The sequence below is a fragment of the Corynebacterium efficiens YS-314 genome (assembly GCF_000011305.1).
Classification (GTDB): domain Bacteria; phylum Actinomycetota; class Actinomycetes; order Mycobacteriales; family Mycobacteriaceae; genus Corynebacterium; species Corynebacterium efficiens.
The window spans coordinates 2,891,497-2,908,213 of record NC_004369.1; the positions used below are offsets into that span (position 1 = coordinate 2,891,497).

At 64.0% G+C, this 16,717-nt stretch carries 13 protein-coding genes; 3 read left to right on the forward strand and 10 right to left on the reverse strand.

Going from position 1 to position 16,717, the window contains the following annotated elements:
- Nucleotides 1-406 precede the first annotated feature (406 nt).
- From CE_RS13420 to CE_RS13430, 3 genes are read right to left on the reverse strand one after another with little or no spacing between them, the layout of a single operon-like run.
- Nucleotides 407-1,432, reverse strand: coding sequence for a decaprenyl-phosphate phosphoribosyltransferase (locus tag CE_RS13420; RefSeq protein WP_006768921.1), 1,026 nt, complete (start codon nt 1,430-1,432; stop codon nt 407-409).
- Entirely contained in the window at nt 1,429-1,935 is a 507-nt protein-coding gene (locus tag CE_RS13425) for a phosphatase PAP2 family protein (RefSeq protein WP_006768920.1), read from the reverse strand. The genes CE_RS13420 and CE_RS13425 overlap by 4 nt, the downstream gene beginning before the upstream one ends.
- Nucleotides 1,925-3,895 carry a glycosyltransferase gene (locus CE_RS13430; RefSeq protein ID WP_006768919.1) on the reverse strand — a complete coding sequence of 657 codons (1,971 nt, stop codon included), beginning with the start codon at nt 3,893-3,895 and terminating at the stop codon, nt 1,925-1,927. The genes CE_RS13425 and CE_RS13430 overlap by 11 nt, the downstream gene beginning before the upstream one ends.
- A gap of 350 nt (nt 3,896-4,245) precedes the next feature.
- Between CE_RS13430 and CE_RS13435 the strand changes: the two genes are divergently transcribed.
- Nucleotides 4,246-5,574 (forward strand): MFS transporter, encoded by a 1,329-nt coding sequence (locus CE_RS13435; RefSeq protein ID WP_006768918.1) that lies wholly within the window; start codon nt 4,246-4,248, stop codon nt 5,572-5,574.
- A gap of 54 nt (nt 5,575-5,628) precedes the next feature.
- A complete protein-coding gene (locus CE_RS13440) occupies nt 5,629-7,014 on the forward strand; it encodes a DUF5129 domain-containing protein (protein WP_006768917.1) in 1,386 nt (461 codons plus the stop codon).
- Here CE_RS13440 and CE_RS13445 read toward each other — a convergent pair.
- The 3 genes from CE_RS13445 to glf all read right to left on the reverse strand — a co-directional run bounded on the left by CE_RS13445 (nt 6,971) and on the right by glf (nt 9,336).
- Nucleotides 6,971-7,489: a phosphatase PAP2 family protein gene (locus tag CE_RS13445; RefSeq protein WP_006768916.1), complete on the reverse strand. Its 519-nt coding sequence runs from the start codon at nt 7,487-7,489 to the stop codon at nt 6,971-6,973. The genes CE_RS13440 and CE_RS13445 overlap by 44 nt on opposite strands.
- Nucleotides 7,486-8,055, reverse strand: a complete 570-nt coding sequence (locus tag CE_RS13450) for a hypothetical protein (RefSeq protein WP_006768915.1) — start codon at nt 8,053-8,055, stop codon at nt 7,486-7,488. The genes CE_RS13445 and CE_RS13450 overlap by 4 nt, the downstream gene beginning before the upstream one ends.
- A gap of 75 nt (nt 8,056-8,130) precedes the next feature.
- A complete protein-coding gene (glf, locus tag CE_RS13455) occupies nt 8,131-9,336 on the reverse strand; it encodes a UDP-galactopyranose mutase (protein WP_006768914.1) in 1,206 nt (401 codons plus the stop codon).
- Between the two features lie 371 nt (nt 9,337-9,707).
- On the opposite strand from glf, the gene CE_RS13460 reads away from it, so the two are divergent.
- Nucleotides 9,708-11,816, forward strand: a complete 2,109-nt coding sequence (locus tag CE_RS13460) for an N-acetylmuramoyl-L-alanine amidase (RefSeq protein ID WP_006768912.1) — start codon at nt 9,708-9,710, stop codon at nt 11,814-11,816.
- Nucleotides 11,817-11,895: 79 nt separating this feature from the next.
- On the opposite strand, the gene glpK is transcribed toward CE_RS13460, so the two are convergent.
- The 4 genes from glpK to serS all read right to left on the reverse strand — a co-directional run bounded on the left by glpK (nt 11,896) and on the right by serS (nt 16,710).
- Nucleotides 11,896-13,422: a glycerol kinase GlpK gene (gene glpK / locus CE_RS13465; protein ID WP_035109268.1), complete on the reverse strand. Its 1,527-nt coding sequence runs from the start codon at nt 13,420-13,422 to the stop codon at nt 11,896-11,898.
- Nucleotides 13,423-13,667: 245 nt separating this feature from the next.
- Complete coding sequence (locus CE_RS13470) at nt 13,668-14,507, reverse strand: Cof-type HAD-IIB family hydrolase (protein WP_006768910.1); 840 nt, start codon at nt 14,505-14,507, stop codon at nt 13,668-13,670.
- A gap of 5 nt (nt 14,508-14,512) precedes the next feature.
- Nucleotides 14,513-15,430: a lysophospholipid acyltransferase family protein gene (locus CE_RS13475; protein WP_081447237.1), complete on the reverse strand. Its 918-nt coding sequence runs from the start codon at nt 15,428-15,430 to the stop codon at nt 14,513-14,515.
- Between the two features lie 20 nt (nt 15,431-15,450).
- A complete protein-coding gene (gene serS / locus CE_RS13480) occupies nt 15,451-16,710 on the reverse strand; it encodes a serine--tRNA ligase (protein WP_006768908.1) in 1,260 nt (419 codons plus the stop codon).
- Nucleotides 16,711-16,717: the final 7 nt, after the last annotated feature.

Genomic DNA, 16,717 nt, shown 5'->3' on the forward strand with positions numbered 1-16,717 from the left:
CTGGTCAGAGGCGCTTATCAGGCAGTATTCCGGGGGCCTCGGCTGTTTCCGGGTCGCGCTGGGGGTGTTTGTGTACCGGGATGGGTGCCCAGGGCCTGGACGGGGGTCAGCTGTTGTCCTGTGAGCGCGGGACTGCTCACACACCAACAGATGGGCTCGAAACCGCCGTGCTGGCGGCCGAGCACCCCACAGCTGTTGTCCTGGGAGCGCGGGACTGCCCACAGCCCAACAGATGACCCCGAAACCGCCATCCCACCACCCAGAAACCCCCCAGATGTTGTCCTGGGAGCGCCCACCTGCTCACACACCAACAAACACCCCCACCCCAAAGCAACACGCCCCGGCCGCCACCCTGCACGCAACAGGACAGCAGCCGGGGCGCAACAAGCACTCCCGCAGGAAACAACTACAGCATCGGCATGATGTAGACGGCGATCACGATGCAGACCAGCCAGGCAACGGCGAGGATCTGCAGGACACGGTCGCTGAGGGCGACTTCGTCGGGGGCGCCACCGTCGCCGGTGTCCACACCAGCGGCGTAGCGGAGGATGGCCACGGTGAACGGCACCATGGAGATCTGGTACCAGGGGCCGGCGTCGTCGGAGGCCTGGGAGAGGTCGAAACCCCACAGGGAGTAGGAGATAACCACTGCGGTCGCGGCCATGGTCCAGACGAAGCGCAGGTAGGTGGGAGTGTAGCTCTCGAGGGATTTGCGGATCTTGGCGCCGGTGCGCTCCGCGAGGAGGATCTCGGAGTAGCGCTTACCGGAGGCCATGAACAGGGAGCCGAAGGCCGCGACCAGCAGGAACCACTGGGACAGTTCGATGCCCGCGGCGACACCGCCGGCCATGGCGCGGAGCATGAAACCGGAGGAGACCAGCGCGATGTCGATGACCGGCTGGTGTTTCCAGCCGAAGCAGTAACCCAGCTGCAGTGCGATGTACACACCGACCACGGCGGCGAGGGCGGTGCCGTCGGTAGCCAGGAGGGACAGCCCAAGGGCGGCGATGATGAGGACCACGGCCATGGCGTAGGCGAGGCCGATGGGCAGGACACCCGCGGCGATCGGGCGGAAGCGCTTGGTGGGGTGGGCGCGGTCGGCTTCGACGTCACGGGCGTCGTTGACCAGGTAGATGGAGGAGGCCGCGAAGCAGAAGACGATGAAGGCGAGGGCGACGTCGAGAAGCGTGCGCTGGTTGAAGATGGCGTCGGCACCCGCGGCGAGTGGCGCGGCGAGCACGAGGACGTTCTTGACCCACTGCTTGGGGCGCAGCGCCTTGATCATGCCATCGGCGAGGTTCTTCGGCGGCTGTCGTTTCTTGCCGTCGGTGACCAGTGCCGAGGTGTGCGGCTCGGAACCCAGGTAGTCATGTTGACGTTCCGGGTGCTCGGCGGGATGACTGCCACCCGGGACGGTTATCTTGTCACTCACGCGGTTGCCCTTTCAATCTTGTGGACGGCTTCGGCGGTGGCCGCGCCCAGAATCGTGCCTGCGAGCACATCAGTTGGGTAGTGGACACCGAGAACCATACGCGACAACGCCATCACAGGAATGCCCAACAGAGGCAGGGGGGATCGGGTGATGCGAGCCAGGTACACCATCGTCGCGGTGGTTGAGGTGGCATGAGAGGAGGGGAAGCTCAGCTTCGAGGGGGTGCCCACCCCGATCTGGATCAGGGCGTCGTGGGGGCGTTTGCGCCGCACGATGCGTTTGATGATCACCGAGGCGGCGTGACTGGTCAGCGCCGCGACGAACAACCCGCCCCAGGAACGACGGCGACGCTTGTCGACGACCACCCCCGCCGCCCCGAGCGTCAGCCACCCTGCGGCATGCTCACCGAGCAGGCTCAGGCTTGTGGCGGTCTTGACCACACCCGGCACCGGCAGGAGTGCCTTCTGGATCCCCAGCAGGATCTCTACTTCTCTACTGCTCATTGAACACCTTGCCCCATGATTCGCGGCTGACCAGCCCGGGATGTGCGTGGCGGTAGCGGGTGCGCAGTTCGTCGAAACGCTCTGCCACCTGCTTCTGCAGGCGCAGGGCCTCCCTGCCCAGCTCCTTGGCCTGTTCGCGGTCGCGCTTGCGGTAGACCACCCCGCGGCCGTCGGCGGTGGTGACGGTGGCGCCGTCGACACGCGAGAGGCTGAACCAGCGGGCCTCGATCGGCGCGAAGTTGGCCTGGGGCACCTCGTGGTGGGCCTTGTTCTCCCGGGACAGGGTGTGCTTGAGCCCCTTGGCCAGCCACACAGCCTTCTTGAGAGGGGCCAGGCGGCCACCGATGTCCTTGGTGGGTACACCCGGCGCGCCGGTGGGGCCGGGCAGCTCGGCGGCGCTGGGCAGCATGACGGCATCGGGGTAGGTCTTGCGGATCGCGGCGATGCGCGGCAAGGAGGTCTCGAGGATGTCGAAGAGCTGCTCAGGGCCAGCGAGGAAGTCCTTCATGGCCTCGTTCTGGATGGCCACGGTGGAGTACTCCAGGCACAGCAGGTGCTTGAAGGTGGCCTTCTGCATGGAGCGGATGATGCCGTCGACGGGGCCGTCGTGGTTCATGGCAGCCACGATGAGGCGGTTACGCAGGTGGAAGTAGGCCTGCCAGTCGATGGCGTCGTCCTTGTCGGACCAGGCCATGTGCCAGATGGCGATGCCGGGCCAGGTGGCGGTGGGGAACCCTGCCGCCCCGGCGCGCAGGCCGTATTCGGCGTCGTCCCATTTGATGAACAGTGGCAGTGGCTGGCCGATCTTCTCGGCGACCACGCGGGGGATCATGCACATCCACCAGCCGTTGTAATCGACGTCGATACGCCGGTGCAGGTCGCGGGAGTTGGGGGCGTCCGGGTCGTCGTCGTAGTTGCCGCGGTCGGACAGCGGGTGCTTGGAGAAGTCATGGTCATAGTGCACATGCGGGGCGGAGGTCCACATGAAGTCATGGCGACCGACCACCTCGCCCATGGAGTGCAGGTGGCTGCGTTCCTGGAGGTTGAGCATCTGACCACCGATGAGCATCGGCGACTTGGCATAACGGGCGGCCTGCAGGGCACGCAGGACGGAATCCGGCTCGATGGCGATGTCATCATCCATGTAGAGGATGTAGGGACTCTTGCTGGCGCCCGCCTCCCCCGTGCCATCCACGCCACCGAGGGCCTCGAACATGATGCGGGAATAACCGCCGGAACCACCGAGGTTGCCCTGGCGGAACTCGAAGAAACGGTCGCCGAAGGCCTCCGTGGCGGCCTGGTAACCGGGCTCATCGGCCGGATGCTTGTTGCCCTGGTCGGGCATGAGCACCGCGTCGATGACGGCATCCACGGCCGGGTCGGAGGCAAGTGCCTCCAGTGCGGCGACAGCGTCGGCCGGGCGGTTGAAGGTGGGGATGCCGATGGTGACACGCGGTTCGAAGGGGCCGACCTCGCTGCCGTCGGGCATGATCTGCGCCCGGGGCGCGAAGGGTGCGTACCAGCCGGCCTCCACGATCTTCGCGTCGGTTTCGGCGGTGAGATCGAACCAGATCCAGCCGCCATCCTCGAAGGGCGCCAGCGAGATCTCGAATTCGACGGTGTCATCCTTGATCACCGCGCCGTCGATGCCGATGCGGGCACCGTCGATCTTGGAGCGGTAGAGATCCACGCGGGCCTCACCGGTGATCTGCAGTTTGAGGACCACCGAATCCAGCTGTGACCAGCGCCTCCAGTAGCTTGCGGGGAATGCGTTGAAGTAGGTCTGGAAAGACACCTCAGCACCGGCGGGCACGGACACACTGAAACGGTCGTCCCATTCCAGCCGTTCCTTATTAATGTCAGCTTCAAGCAGGTACAGGGACCTGACATCGGCTGGCTCGCCTCGCCTCGGCAGGAGCACGCGCTGCAGCTGCTCAACCGCCAGGTTGGTTGTGCTCATTGATGTATCTTCACCCTTCATTGAACTGACAATTATCCGCTCTAAGCGTAGTAGCCACTCCCCCGGTTCACAGAACTTACGCGCCGCAGCGATCCTGGAAAGTCCATGGGAGGAGCCGTGGAACACCCCGTCGGGGCGGGGTGGCCTGGGCGCGCGACACCCCGCTAGGGTGAATTTAATTCAGGTGGTCTTTGGGGCCCCGGAGTGGTGTGCGTTACCTTCGAAGCCAGCCTGAACTCACAGGTTTCTTGCGCTTCCAACTACCGGAGCCCCGGTTTATCGCAGGCAAGCGTGCCCCTTTTACTGCAGCAGTCCCGCTGCGGTAGTCCGTTTGAAAGGCACGCATTCACATGGATATCAGAACACTCATCGATACCCGGGCGATGACCCGGTATCAGTGGTTCATCATCGCCATCGCCACATTCCTCAACGCCATGGACGGGTATGACATCCTCGCCATGGCCTTCACCGCCAACTCCGTGGCCACTGAATTCGGATTGAGCGGTGCCCAGCTCGGTCTGCTGATCAGTCTCGGTTTCATCGGCATGGGCATCGGCTCCCTCTCCTTCGGTCCCCTGGGTGACCGCCTGGGCCGACGCCCGATCCTCCTGGCCGCGCTCACCCTTGACGGCATCGGTCTGCTGTGGTCGGGTGTCGCCGGTTCCGCCACGGAACTGGGCCTGGCCCGCCTGCTCACCGGCATCGGCGTGGGCGGGGTGCTGACCGTGGTCACCGTGATCACCAGCGAATACTCCAACAAACGCAACCGCGGCATGGCGATCAGCATCTACGCCGCCGGGTACGGCGTGGGTGCCACCCTGGGTGGTTTACTGGCCGCCCAGCTCATCCCCACCACCGGCTGGCGTGGGGTCTTCCTCGCCGGGGCCGCGCTCAGCGCCGTCGGTATCGCCGCGGTCTGGGCGTTCATCCCCGAATCCTTCGACTACCTCCGCACCCGCGGCGATCTCCCCCGCGCCCGGCAGATCGCGGTGCGCCTCGGTATCAGGGAGGAGGTCACGTTCCCGAGCGCCCCTGCATCTGCGGCCTTCCCCCGGCGTGGCCTACCGGCGGTGCTCAGCCCGGCACTCCTGCGCAACACCCTGCGGCTGTGGGGCGCGTTCGCGCTGATCACCATCGGTTTCCAGGTGGCCTCCTCGTGGACCCCGAAACTACTGGAGGATGCGGGCATGTCCGCCCAGCAGTCCATCGTGGGTGGCCTGCTGCTCACCCTGGGTGGCTCCTTCGGCTCCCTCATCTACGGGTGGCTGACCACGAGGTTCAGCGCACAGGGTACGCTCATCGCCTTCAGTCTCGGCTCGGCGGTGCTGCTGGTGGGGTTCATCTCGAGCATTCCGCTGCCAGCGCTCGCCTTCACCCTCGGCGTGCTCACCGGCATGCTGCTCAACGGTTGCATCGCGGGCCTGTACTCGATCGCGCCGCAGATCTACCCCGCGGGCATGCGCACCACGGGCGTGGGGGTGGCGCTCGGTGTGGGGCGGGTCGGTGCGATCCTGGCACCGTTGGGCGTCGGGGTGCTTATCGACGCCGGAATCTCCTCGCTCCACATCTATCTCGCCGTCGGCTGCATCATGCTCCTGGGCGCAACCACCCTGCGCGGCATCACCCTGCACCGGGAGACCACCGTGGTCATTGCTGAACCCGCGCTGGTGGAGAAATGATCACAATCCGGTAGCCCCATTGTGACCGGGGCTGACCGGGCCTAATCTGGCATTATGACTGCACGCCTGCTCCCCCGGGTCGCCGCCGGTGTGGCCGCCGGGACCCTGTTGTTCCTCCCCGCTGCCTCCCTTGCCTACGCCCAGACCACCCTCACCGATCTCAATGTCACCGTGATGGACTATGCCGAGGAGATCTCGGCGGAGGATGAACAGTGGCTGATCACCGCCACCCCGGATATCGACTTCCCCGAGGTGGTGCAAAACGTCCGCTACATCACCCTCGAGGGCGGCTCCGACAGCATCAATGATGACCTGGAGGAGCTGTTGCGTGCCGAGCACCCGGACTGGATCCAGGAGGATTCCTTCGCCCCGGGTGAGGTGATCATTGCGGTGGGCTTCGACCCCAACACCATGGGTGTCTACGCTGGCAATGATGTCGCCGCCGAACTGGGTGTTGCCGAACCGGAGCGCTACAGCGGCATCAACGACGCCATGCGTCCCGTGCTGCAGGAGGGCCGGACCGCGGTGGCGATGTACACCGGTGCGCAGTCCGTCGCGGATACCTCGGTGGTCACCGTACCGGAGGAGACCAACTGGTGGGTTGTCGGAGGTGTCGTGGGTGGCATCGCCGCCGCCGGGGCCGGAGCAGTGGGTGTGGGCGTGGCCGCCAGCCGGAAAAACAAGGCGAAGAAGGCGCGTGAGAATTTCGATTACGCCCAGAAACACTACGGTCAGACCGCGCAGCAGCTCGATGGCATCAATATCCGCGCCCATTCGCTCACGTCCCCCCTGGCCGATGATGAGCTACGACGCCAGTGGGATGATGTGCACACCCGTTTCCTGGAGGTCAATGACTCCTTCGGATCCTTCGGGGACCTGTCCGCATCCTCCGATGACAAGGCGTTTCTCGCCCACGCGGATGAACTGGAGAAGGTCAGCACCACGGTCACCCAGATGGAGACCGCCCAGAAGAACATCGACACCCTCTACGACATGGAACACGGCGATGAGGGGGTCCGCCGACGTGAGCTGACCCGCCTGCGGGAAGACATCCAGGAGGCGCGACTGGAGATCAACGACAAGGATTCCGTCCTGGATGACACCCTGCGTGAACTGATCACCCGCATCGAGGGCATGTCCACCGCATCACCCACCTTCATGGATGAGTACGCACGCGTGATCCGCGACTACGGAGCCGCCCTCACCGGTGTGGAGAACCACATGGAGCAGGTCAAACGCACCGAACACGCCACCCCAACCATCTACGACAACGACTGGCGGGTCGGCACCGGCTACAACTCATTCGTACCCTTCTACATGATCAGCACCTGGCACGCGGCGGATGTCAGCGCAGCCTCCGCCGCTTCATCCTCATCCGGCTCATCCAGCTCCACCTTCAGCAGTGGCTTCTCCGGCGCTGGCGGCGGCTCCAGCTGGTGACCCCGACATAAACCCGATGTACCACCAACACGGTCACCACACCCACCACCCACCCGACCAGCAGATCACTCGGCCAGTGCACACCCACATACAACCGTGACACGCCGATGAGCAGGGCCACCAGCCACAGGATGAGCACCCACCACTGGCGGATCAGCAGGGTCATCGCTATGGCGAATGCCGCCGCCCCCACGGCATGCCCGGAGGGCATGGAGTATTTCGTCTCGACTACCAGATGAATGGAGACATCGGGCCGGGGGCGTTCAATGACCCTCTTCAGAACATGGCTCAGCAGATTCGCAGCTCCGACTGCCAGGGGCGGGAAGGCTGTGCGCATGACCACGGCGGTGATCAGGGAGTAGATCCACACCAATGTTGGGCCGGTGAGGATTGTGAACACGACGACCACCGGGTTCAGCACCTCCACGCGGTGGTGGATGAAGAAGTCGAGGATGCCCTGATCGATAGCGCTCATGCGAGAAATGCCAGGTAGCACACGACGGTAACCACCGCGCCGGTCACGATCCCGGCAATGACCTCCGCCATGGTGTGGTGGTCGATCCTGATGCGCGCCCACGCGGTCACCGGTGTGAACAACAGTCCAAGCCACCACCACGGACTAACGGTCAGACTCAGGAAGACAATCAGACACACCCACAGACCCACATGCACAGAGGCTTTGATTCTCAGCGTGACCAGCCCGAAGACCGCCAGGAACACCAGCGCCGAGAACACACCCACCCAGATCAGGCGCGGGGCATCCAGCCAGGCGAGCGCCGCCACGAGCGCGAGGACGCATAGGAAGATCCCGACATAAACAAGGCTGCGCTGGCCCCGGTCCGTAATATGGTGATTTCCCACCCGCCCCATGCGCATCAACAGCACAATGAGCAGCATGGGCACCAGGCCGGTACCGGCAGCCGCGGTCAACGCCGGAGCCCACGAGCCTGTCGACACCCCGAGCACCACAAAGAAACCGATATTCAGTATCCAGGGCGCAAAGAGCTCACTGATTGCACGTGCGAGTTGTTCAGCAGTCACGACTGATCAATCTAAACGAATCCTGCACGCATGAAACCTGGAGGTATGCCCCCAAGGTTTCACGTGAAACATTTCCTAGTGCCCGCGCTCCTGCTCGAGTGGGGTTCCATGGGTCAGGTGGGGGGCGATCTTGTTGTCGAAAAGCACCAGCGCGGAACCGATGGCCATGTGCATATCCAGGTACTGATAGGTGCCCAGGCGGCCACCGAACAGGACGTTGTTCTCACGGGCCTCCGCCGCGGCACACTGGCGGTACTTCTTCAGCATCTCCCGGTCATCCGGGGTGTTGATCGGGTAGTACGGCTCGTCCTCCTCCTCTGCAAAGCGGGAGAACTCACGCATGATGACGGTCTTGTCCTTGGGGTAGCGGTCCTCACGCTCCGGGTGGAAGTGACGGAACTCGTGAATGCGGGTGTAGGGGACGTCCGCATCGTTGTAGTTCATCACCGGGGTGCCCTGGAAGTCACCGATCTCCAGCACCTCTGCCTCGAAGTCGAGGGTGCGCCAGCCGAGTTTGCCTTCGGAGTAGTTGAAATAGTGATCCAGCGGGCCGGTGTAGACGACGGGGGCATCGGGGTTCTCGGCGCGGATCTGCTCCCGGACATCGAACCAGTCGGTGTTGAGCTGGACGTCGATAAGCTCGTGCTCGGCCATGCGCTCAAGCCAGGCCGCATAGCCGTCGACAGGCAGGCCCTCGTAGGTGTCGTTGAAGTAGCGGTTGTTGAAGGTGTAGCGCACCGGCAGGCGGGTGATGTTACCGGCGGGCAGGTTCTTCGGGTCGGTCTGCCACTGCTTGGCGGTGTAATCGCGGATGAACGCCTCGTAGAGGGGGCGGCCGATCAGGGAGATCGCCTTCTCCTCCAGATTCGTCGCATCCTCCGTCTTGATCTCGGCGGCCTGCTCAGCGATGAGTTTCCTGGCCTCCTCCGGGCTGTAGTAGCGGCCGAAGAACTGGTTGATCAGGCCCAGGCCCATCGGGAACTGGTAGGCGGTGCCGTCGTGCATGGCAAACACACGGTGCTGGTAGTCGGTGAAGTCGGTGAACTGGTTGACGTAGTCCCACACCCGCTGGTTGGAGGTGTGGAAGAGGTGGGCACCATACTTGTGGACCTCGATGCCGGTCTCGGGCTCCGCCTCGGAGTAGGCGTTGCCGCCGAGGTGTGCACGCCGCTCAATGATGAGCACCCGCTTATTCAGCTGGGAGGCTGTCTGCTCCGCCACGGTGAGGCCGAACAGTCCGGAACCCACGACAATGAGGTCATATTTCTTCGAATCCATCATGGCTTCGACAGTAACCCACCACCGCCCCCGGGGAATCGTGAACACTCCGCTTTGACCCCCACACTGCCGGGGAAGCTCCGTCGTGCAGGCAACCGCAGATGTGTAGCCACGACCCACCAGCGGGAACACCGGCAGAAGGGGTCCACCCCGACCCCGGAACATCCCGGTCAGATTCATTTGACGTGTTCACAGGCTTTTTCAAGCCTCACGCCTAACGAGAGAAACAATGGTCACATATGTACCATTAACCCCAGAAGTTGACTAAGCTTCGCAGTTGTTTCTATTTGGCTCAGCATTCCCAGCGAGCCCCAACTAGTTGCAACCAGACTCAACCAGTCTCAGCCGCACCACATCATCAGGGAGAATCTATCGTGCAGCAACGACGCCGCATCAACGCCGTCCGGAGCAAACCGACACTCGCCATACTCTTGGCTGTGGCGCTCGTGGCCTCCGGCTTTGCAGCAGCCAACACGGACTACATCCGCACCCAGGGCACCGCCATGGACCCCGTCCCGGTCATGAACGAAACCACCAGCTTCGACAGCGGAGCAAACGTTCTGGTCGATGACCCGGCCATCACCGCACAGGGCGAGGAGACCGGCCCCAGAACCGTCAAGGAGTTCCAGCGCGAGGAACCCTTCTCCATGTTCGCCCTGACCTGGACCGGTCAGCGTGATGTCACCGCCTTCGTCCGCGCCCAGAAGGACGACGGCTCCTGGACGGAATGGTTCGACATGGAACCCCTGTCCGTGGACAACAATGATCCCAACGCCACTCACGGCACCGAACTCATCTTCCACGGCACCACCAACCGGATCCAGGTGTCCACGCTCAACGTCGACCTCTTCGGTGCGGATGCCGGAGCCGTGGCCAACGATGATGACGGAAACGTCATTCCCGCCGCCGAATACGCAGCCGAACCGGTTCCTGCAGAGGAGCCCGCCGAGTCCCCCGCGCCTGAAGCTCCAGCAGAAGCTCCAGCCGAAGTTCCGACCGTCCAGGATGGTCTCGCCCCGCTGCCCTCCAACTACGGTGATATCCAGCCGGTGGCTGAGGTCGCCAGCGATCTGGAGGCTGTCTTCATCGACGGCAATGCAGAGGCAGGCGTCGGTGGCATGGAACTGGTCGCCGACTCCGACGGCATGCCACGGGTGATCTCCCGGGCCGGCTGGGGTGCGAGCTCCAACCAGTGCAATACAACCATCGACAGCGGTGTCTCCGCGATCACCATTCACCACACCGCCGGCAGCAATGACTACACCCCGGCCGAAAGTGCGGCCCGTATGCGTGGTTACCACAACTATCATGCCAACACCCTGGGCTGGTGTGACATCGGGTACCACGCGCTGGTGGACAAGTACGGCACCATCTACGAGGGCCGTGCCGGTGGCATGAACCGTGCGGTCCGAGGGGCACACGCTGGTGGTTTCAACGAGAACACCTGGGCCATCTCCATGATGGGCAACTACGAGAACGTCACCCCACCCGCAGCCACCGTCCAGGCTGTCGGTGAGCTGGCCGGCTGGCGCGCGAAGGTCGCAGGGTTCGAGCCCAAGGGTTATGACACCCACTACTCCGAGGGCTCCAGCTACACCTTCTACCCCTATGGTGCGGCCGTATCCCTGCCGAATATCTTCGCGCACCGGGATGTGGGCACCACCTCCTGCCCGGGCAACTCCGGTTATGCCCAGATGGGCGCCATCCGGGACATCGCCCAGGCGAAGTACACCTCGATCCTCTCGGGTTCAGGTGACCAGTCCGGCACCACGGCAGCCACCACGACAACAACCACCACGACCACGCCGACCACCCCGGCAACCACCACCCAGGCGCCTGTCGACGGAGAGGTCACCGTCACGGTCACCCCGGAGCCTGCGGCGGGTGAGGACCCAGCAATGGGTTCCTCCGATCTCGCCATCGGCAGCTCCGATCTGCTCAACGGTGCCGACTCCGAGCAGGTGCTCGTGGGTCTCGGTTCCATCCTCGCGGTGATCCTCGGTCTCACCACCGCCGGTGGCGATCTGGGTGCCCTGCTGGGCAACACCGGGAACATCAATGGTGTGCCCGTTCTGGAGGATGTCTCCCTCGCCGATGTCGTCCCCGTGGGCAATACCGTGGCTAACCTGACCGGTGACAATGAGTTCTCCCGCACCTGGAACGCACTCAACAACACCCTCGGCCCGGTTCTGGGCGCAGCAACGGGTGGGGCGACAGCCGTCCAGTACGCCAGTGGGGCGAATTCGGAGGTCTCCTACATGGCGTTTGAAAACGGCATCATGGTCTCCTCCCCCGAGGCCGGCACCCACGGCCTGTGGGGTGTCATCGGTGACACCTGGGCCAAGCAGGGAGCCGACCTCGGTCCCCTCGGCCTGCCGATCAACCACGAATACCGTGACGGCAATGTGCTGCGCGTGGATTTCCAGGGTGGTTTCATCACCTACGATCCGTACACCGGTGAGGTTGACCTCCAGCTGACCTAAGCACCCGGTAGACACGCAAGGGCCCCGCAGCTTTCCCTGAAGCTGCGGGGCCCTTCCACGTTCCCACCCGGGATGGGTACTAACGCGGGTAGGCGTGCGTGACGGCCTCATTCCAGGCATCGTAGGCGCGTTCGCGCTCCGCCTCGGTCATCTCCGGCGTCCAGGTCTGGCGGATGGAGATCAGCTCGATGATCTGGTCGAAGTCCTTGAAGAAGCCGGACCCCAGACCCGCGGCGAAGGCCGTACCGAGGGCGGTGGTCTCGATATCACCGGGGCGGATGACATCGATGCCGAGGATATCGGCCTGCATCTGCATGAGCAGTTCATTCTGGACCATGGCACCGTCGACGCGCAGGGATTCCAGTTCCTTACCGGCATCCCGGGCCATGGCGTCCACGACCTCGCGGGTCTGGAAGGCGGTGGCCTCCAGGACGGCACGACAGATGTGGTTGCGGTTGGCGAACCTGGTCAGGCCCGTGATCACACCGCGTGCCTCAGGGTGCCAGCGTGGTGCGAACAGACCGGAGAACGCCGGGACGATGTGGACTCCACCGTTGTCGGGAACCTGGCGGGCGAACTCCTCGATGGCGGGGGCGGTGGGGATCATCTGGAGGGAGTCACGCAGCCACTGCACCAGGGAGCCACCCATGGAGACAGACCCCTCGAGAGCGTAGACCGGGTCCTGTCCCTCGATCTGGTAGGCGATGGTGGACAGCAGGCCGTGCTCGGAGATCTTCAGTTCGGGGCCGGTGTTCATCACCAGGAAGAGACCGGTGCCGTAGGTGTTCTTGGTGTCACCCTCTTTGAAACCACCCTGGCCGAAGAGTGCGGCCTGCTGGTCACCGAGGACTCCGGTGATGGGCACATCGGCAAGGATGCCACGGTGACGCACGGAGCGGTAATCGCCTATGGAGGGTTTGATCTCCGGGAGCAGGGACATGGGGATATCCAGTGCCTCGCACAGCTCCGGGTCCCACTGCTGGGTGTGGATGTCCATCAGGAGGGTACGCGATGCGTTGGTCACGTCGGTGACGTGGAGAGCTTCCTCGCCGTCATCACCGCGGATACCACCGGTGAGGTTCCACAGCAGCCAGGTGTCCATGGTGCCGAAGTAGAGTTCCCCCTTCTCGGCGCGTTCACGCACCCCCTCGACATTGTCCAGGATCCACTTGATCTTCGGTCCGGCCGGGTAGGAGTTGATGAGCAGGCCGGTGCGGTCCAGCCACTTCTGCTGTCCCTCCTCACCGGCCAGTTCCCGGCAGATCTCATTGGTGCGGGTGTCCTGCCAGACGATGGCGTTGTAGACGGGTTCCCCGGTGGCGGGGTCCCAGATCACCGTGGTTTCGCGCTGGTTGGTCACACCGACGGAGGAGATCTCGTACGGGGTGATGTCGATGGCGACCATGGCCTGGCTGACCACGGCTCGGACATTGTCCCAGATTTCCACGGGATCATGTTCCACCCATCCCTGCTGGGGGAGGATCTGTTCGTGTTCCTTCGCGGCTACCGAGACCACAGCGCCCGTGTCATCAATGATGATGCAGCGGGTGGATGTGGTGCCCTGGTCGATAGCTGCCACATATGCATTGGCTTTCGATGCTCTCATGGCCCCCATTTTGGCATGCGGACCCAAGTGAGGTATACCCAAAAAGAAAAGGGTGTTCCCCAGGTCCGTTTACCACCCCCGGCACCCACACCATGTTCCCCCGCTGTGTATATAAGCGGTGGTCAGGGGCGAAGCGGTCGAAATGCCCCGGATACCCCCAAATCAACCGCCACATGGGACAGCAAGCCGGTTATGTCCCATTTCTAGCCAGCCCGACGCCCCGGCCCACCAGTTTCATTCACACCCTAGAACCACCATTCCAGAACGTCGGCCACACCCGCCTCGTCATTGGTGGCGGTCACGAAATCGGACACGGCCTTCACCTCGGGGCGGGCATTGCCCATGGCCACGCCACGGCCCGCCCACTGCAGCATCTCGATGTCATTGGGCATGTCGCCGAAGGTGATCACATCCTCCTGCGCCACCCCGAGCAGCTCCGCCAGGTAGGACACCCCCAGCGCCTTGGTCACACCGGGGGCGGCGATCTCGAGCAGACCACCGGACATGGAGAAGGTCACATGACCGACCTCCTCCGGGATGACGGGCCGGATGATGTCGAACATCTCCTTGGATTCCAGGAAGTCACTGCGCAGCAGCAGCTTGGTGGCGGGCGCGGAGATCAGGGTGTCCAGGGGCACCACGCCGTGATCGTCGAGGGTGGGCCAGGCGTGGCTGTACTCCGGGGTCACCAGGAACAGTTCATCAGCATTGTCGAAGGCGGAGCGGCCGGCGCGTTCCACCGCGAAGCTCACACCCCCGTGATCGGCCATGGCGGCGCGTGCCAGCGCCACCACCTCCACCATCGTCTCAGGTGCCAGGGTGTGGGCCTTGAGGATCCGGTCGGTGGCGGAATCGTAGATGACCGCGCCGTTCGCACAGACGCAGACCGGCCGCACGGGCAGTTGCTCCAGCACGGTGTAGATCCACCGGGCTGGTCGCCCCGTCGACAGCGCCATGGCTGTGCCCTGCGCCGTCATGCGGGTGATCACCTCCCGCAGTCGGGCGGGGACGCGTTCGGCGCTGTCGATCAGTGTTCCATCGACGTCGCTGGCCACAAGCTTCGGCGCGGGACCGGGGCTGGTCATTATTCCTACTTTCGCATGATCTTCTTCACAAGGCCGGTGGCCTTGTTCATCAACCGTCGGGGTAACGGTTTCTTCTCGGCTTTCGCCGCCTTCTTCGCCTCGCGTTTTGCTTGTCGACGCTCCCGCTCCGCCATCTCCATCAGGGATGCACGCTCCATCGACGGGGCACCACCACCGAGGGATTCGGGACGCCACGGTTCGCCACCCTCGAAGGGGCCGAATTCGGCTTCGTAGGCGGTCCGCACTTCGTCGAGAAGCTCCTTCATCGCCTGCGACAGGCGCTCGGTGGCCTCCTCGGGGGAACCGCTGGGGTCGACCGGCGCGCCGACCCTGATGAACACGGGGATGTGGCTGCGGCCGAGGTCGCGGTCGATGTCCTTGGTGATGATCCGCTGACCACCCCAGATGATCACCGGCAGCAGGGGAACATCGGCGGTGTCGGCGATGCGCACGGCACCGGTCTTGAGGTTCTTGATCTCGAAGCTGCGGGAGATGGTGGCCTCGGGGAAGATCCCCACCAGCTGCCCCCGCCGGAGCCTGTCCACGGCGTGGTCGAGGGAACCCGCCCCCTTGGCGCGGTTGACCGGGATATGGGACATGCCGTTCATGAGCGTACCCACGGCCGGGGTGTCGAAGATCTCCTTCTTGGCCATGAACCGCACCAGGCGGCGACCACGCAGATGTGCGGGGAGACCACCGAGGATGAAGTCGTAGTACCCGGTGTGGTTGACCGCCAGGAGGGCACCACCGGTGGTGGGCACGTTCTCCGAACCGAAGACATGGAGCTGCAGATCCTGCGCCTTCATCACCGTCTTGATGAACGGGATGATGATGCGGTTGTACAGCAGCTCCTTCGATTCCTTCGGGTGCGGGGAGACATCCGGGGTGCCCCTGGGCACCCAGAACCCCTGCTTCTTGACCATGTTTTCCATTGCCACGTGCCTTATTTGACCGGTTCGAGGACGTCCTTGCCCACGAATGGGCGCAGCGCCTCCGGAACGATGACGGAACCATCGGCCTGCTGGTTGTTCTCCAGGATGGCCACGAGCCACCGGGTGGTGGCCAGGGTGCCGTTGAGGGTGGCGGCGATCTGCGGCTTGCCGTTCTCGTCGCGGTACCGGGTCTGCAGACGACGGCCCTGGAAGGTGGTGCAGTTGGAGGTGGAGGTCAGCTCACGGTAGGTGCCCTGCGTGGGGACCCAGGCCTCGGTGTCGAACTTGCGGGCGGCGGAGGCACCCAGGTCACCACCGGCGACATCGATGATGCGGTAGGGAACCTCAACGGCGGCGAGCATGTCCTTTTCCATCTCCAGCAGCCTGCGGTGCTGTTCCTCGGCCTCCTCCGGCTTGCAGTAGACGAACATCTCCACCTTGTCGAACTGGTGGACGCGCAGGATGCCACGGGTGTCCTTGCCGTAGGAACCGGCCTCGCGGCGGAAGCAGGAGGACCAGCCGGCGTACTTCACGGGGCCGTTGTTCAGGTCGATGATCTCATCCTTGTGGTAACCGGCCAGGGCCACCTCGGAGGTGCCCACCAGGTACATGTCATCGCGCTCGAGGTAGTAGATCTCCTCGGAGTGATCACCGAGGAAACCGGTGCCGGCCATGATCTCCGGGCGCACGAGCACGGGCGGGATCATCATGGTGAATCCGGCGGCGGTGGCCTTCTGCGCTGCCAGGGTGAGCATGCCCAGCTGCAGCATGGCGCCGTCACCGGTGAGGTAGTAGAAACGGGCGCCGGAGACCTTGGTGCCACGCTTCATATCGATGAGACCGAGGGACTCGCCGAGCTCCAGGTGGTCCTTGGGCTCGAAGTCGAAGGTGCGGGGCTCACCGACATGCTCCAGGACAACGAAGTCATCCTCGCCACCGGCGGGAGCACCCTCCACCACGTTGGACAGCTTCATCTGGAGGTCGTGGACGCGCTGCTCGGCGGTTTCCTGGGCGGCTTCGGCCTCCTTGACCTTGGCCTTGAGTTCATTGGACCCCTCGAGCAGGGCCGGACGGTCCTCGGGGGAGGCCTGACCGATCTTCTTTCCGAACGCCTTCTGCTCGGAACGCAGCTCATCCGCCACCTGGATCGCCTGGCGACGCGCCTCATCGGCGCTGAGCAGCTCATCAACCAGGGCGGGGTCCTCCCCACGGGTGATCTGGGAGGTGCGGACAACGTCGGGATTGTCACGGAGGAATTTCAGATCAATCATGGAATTC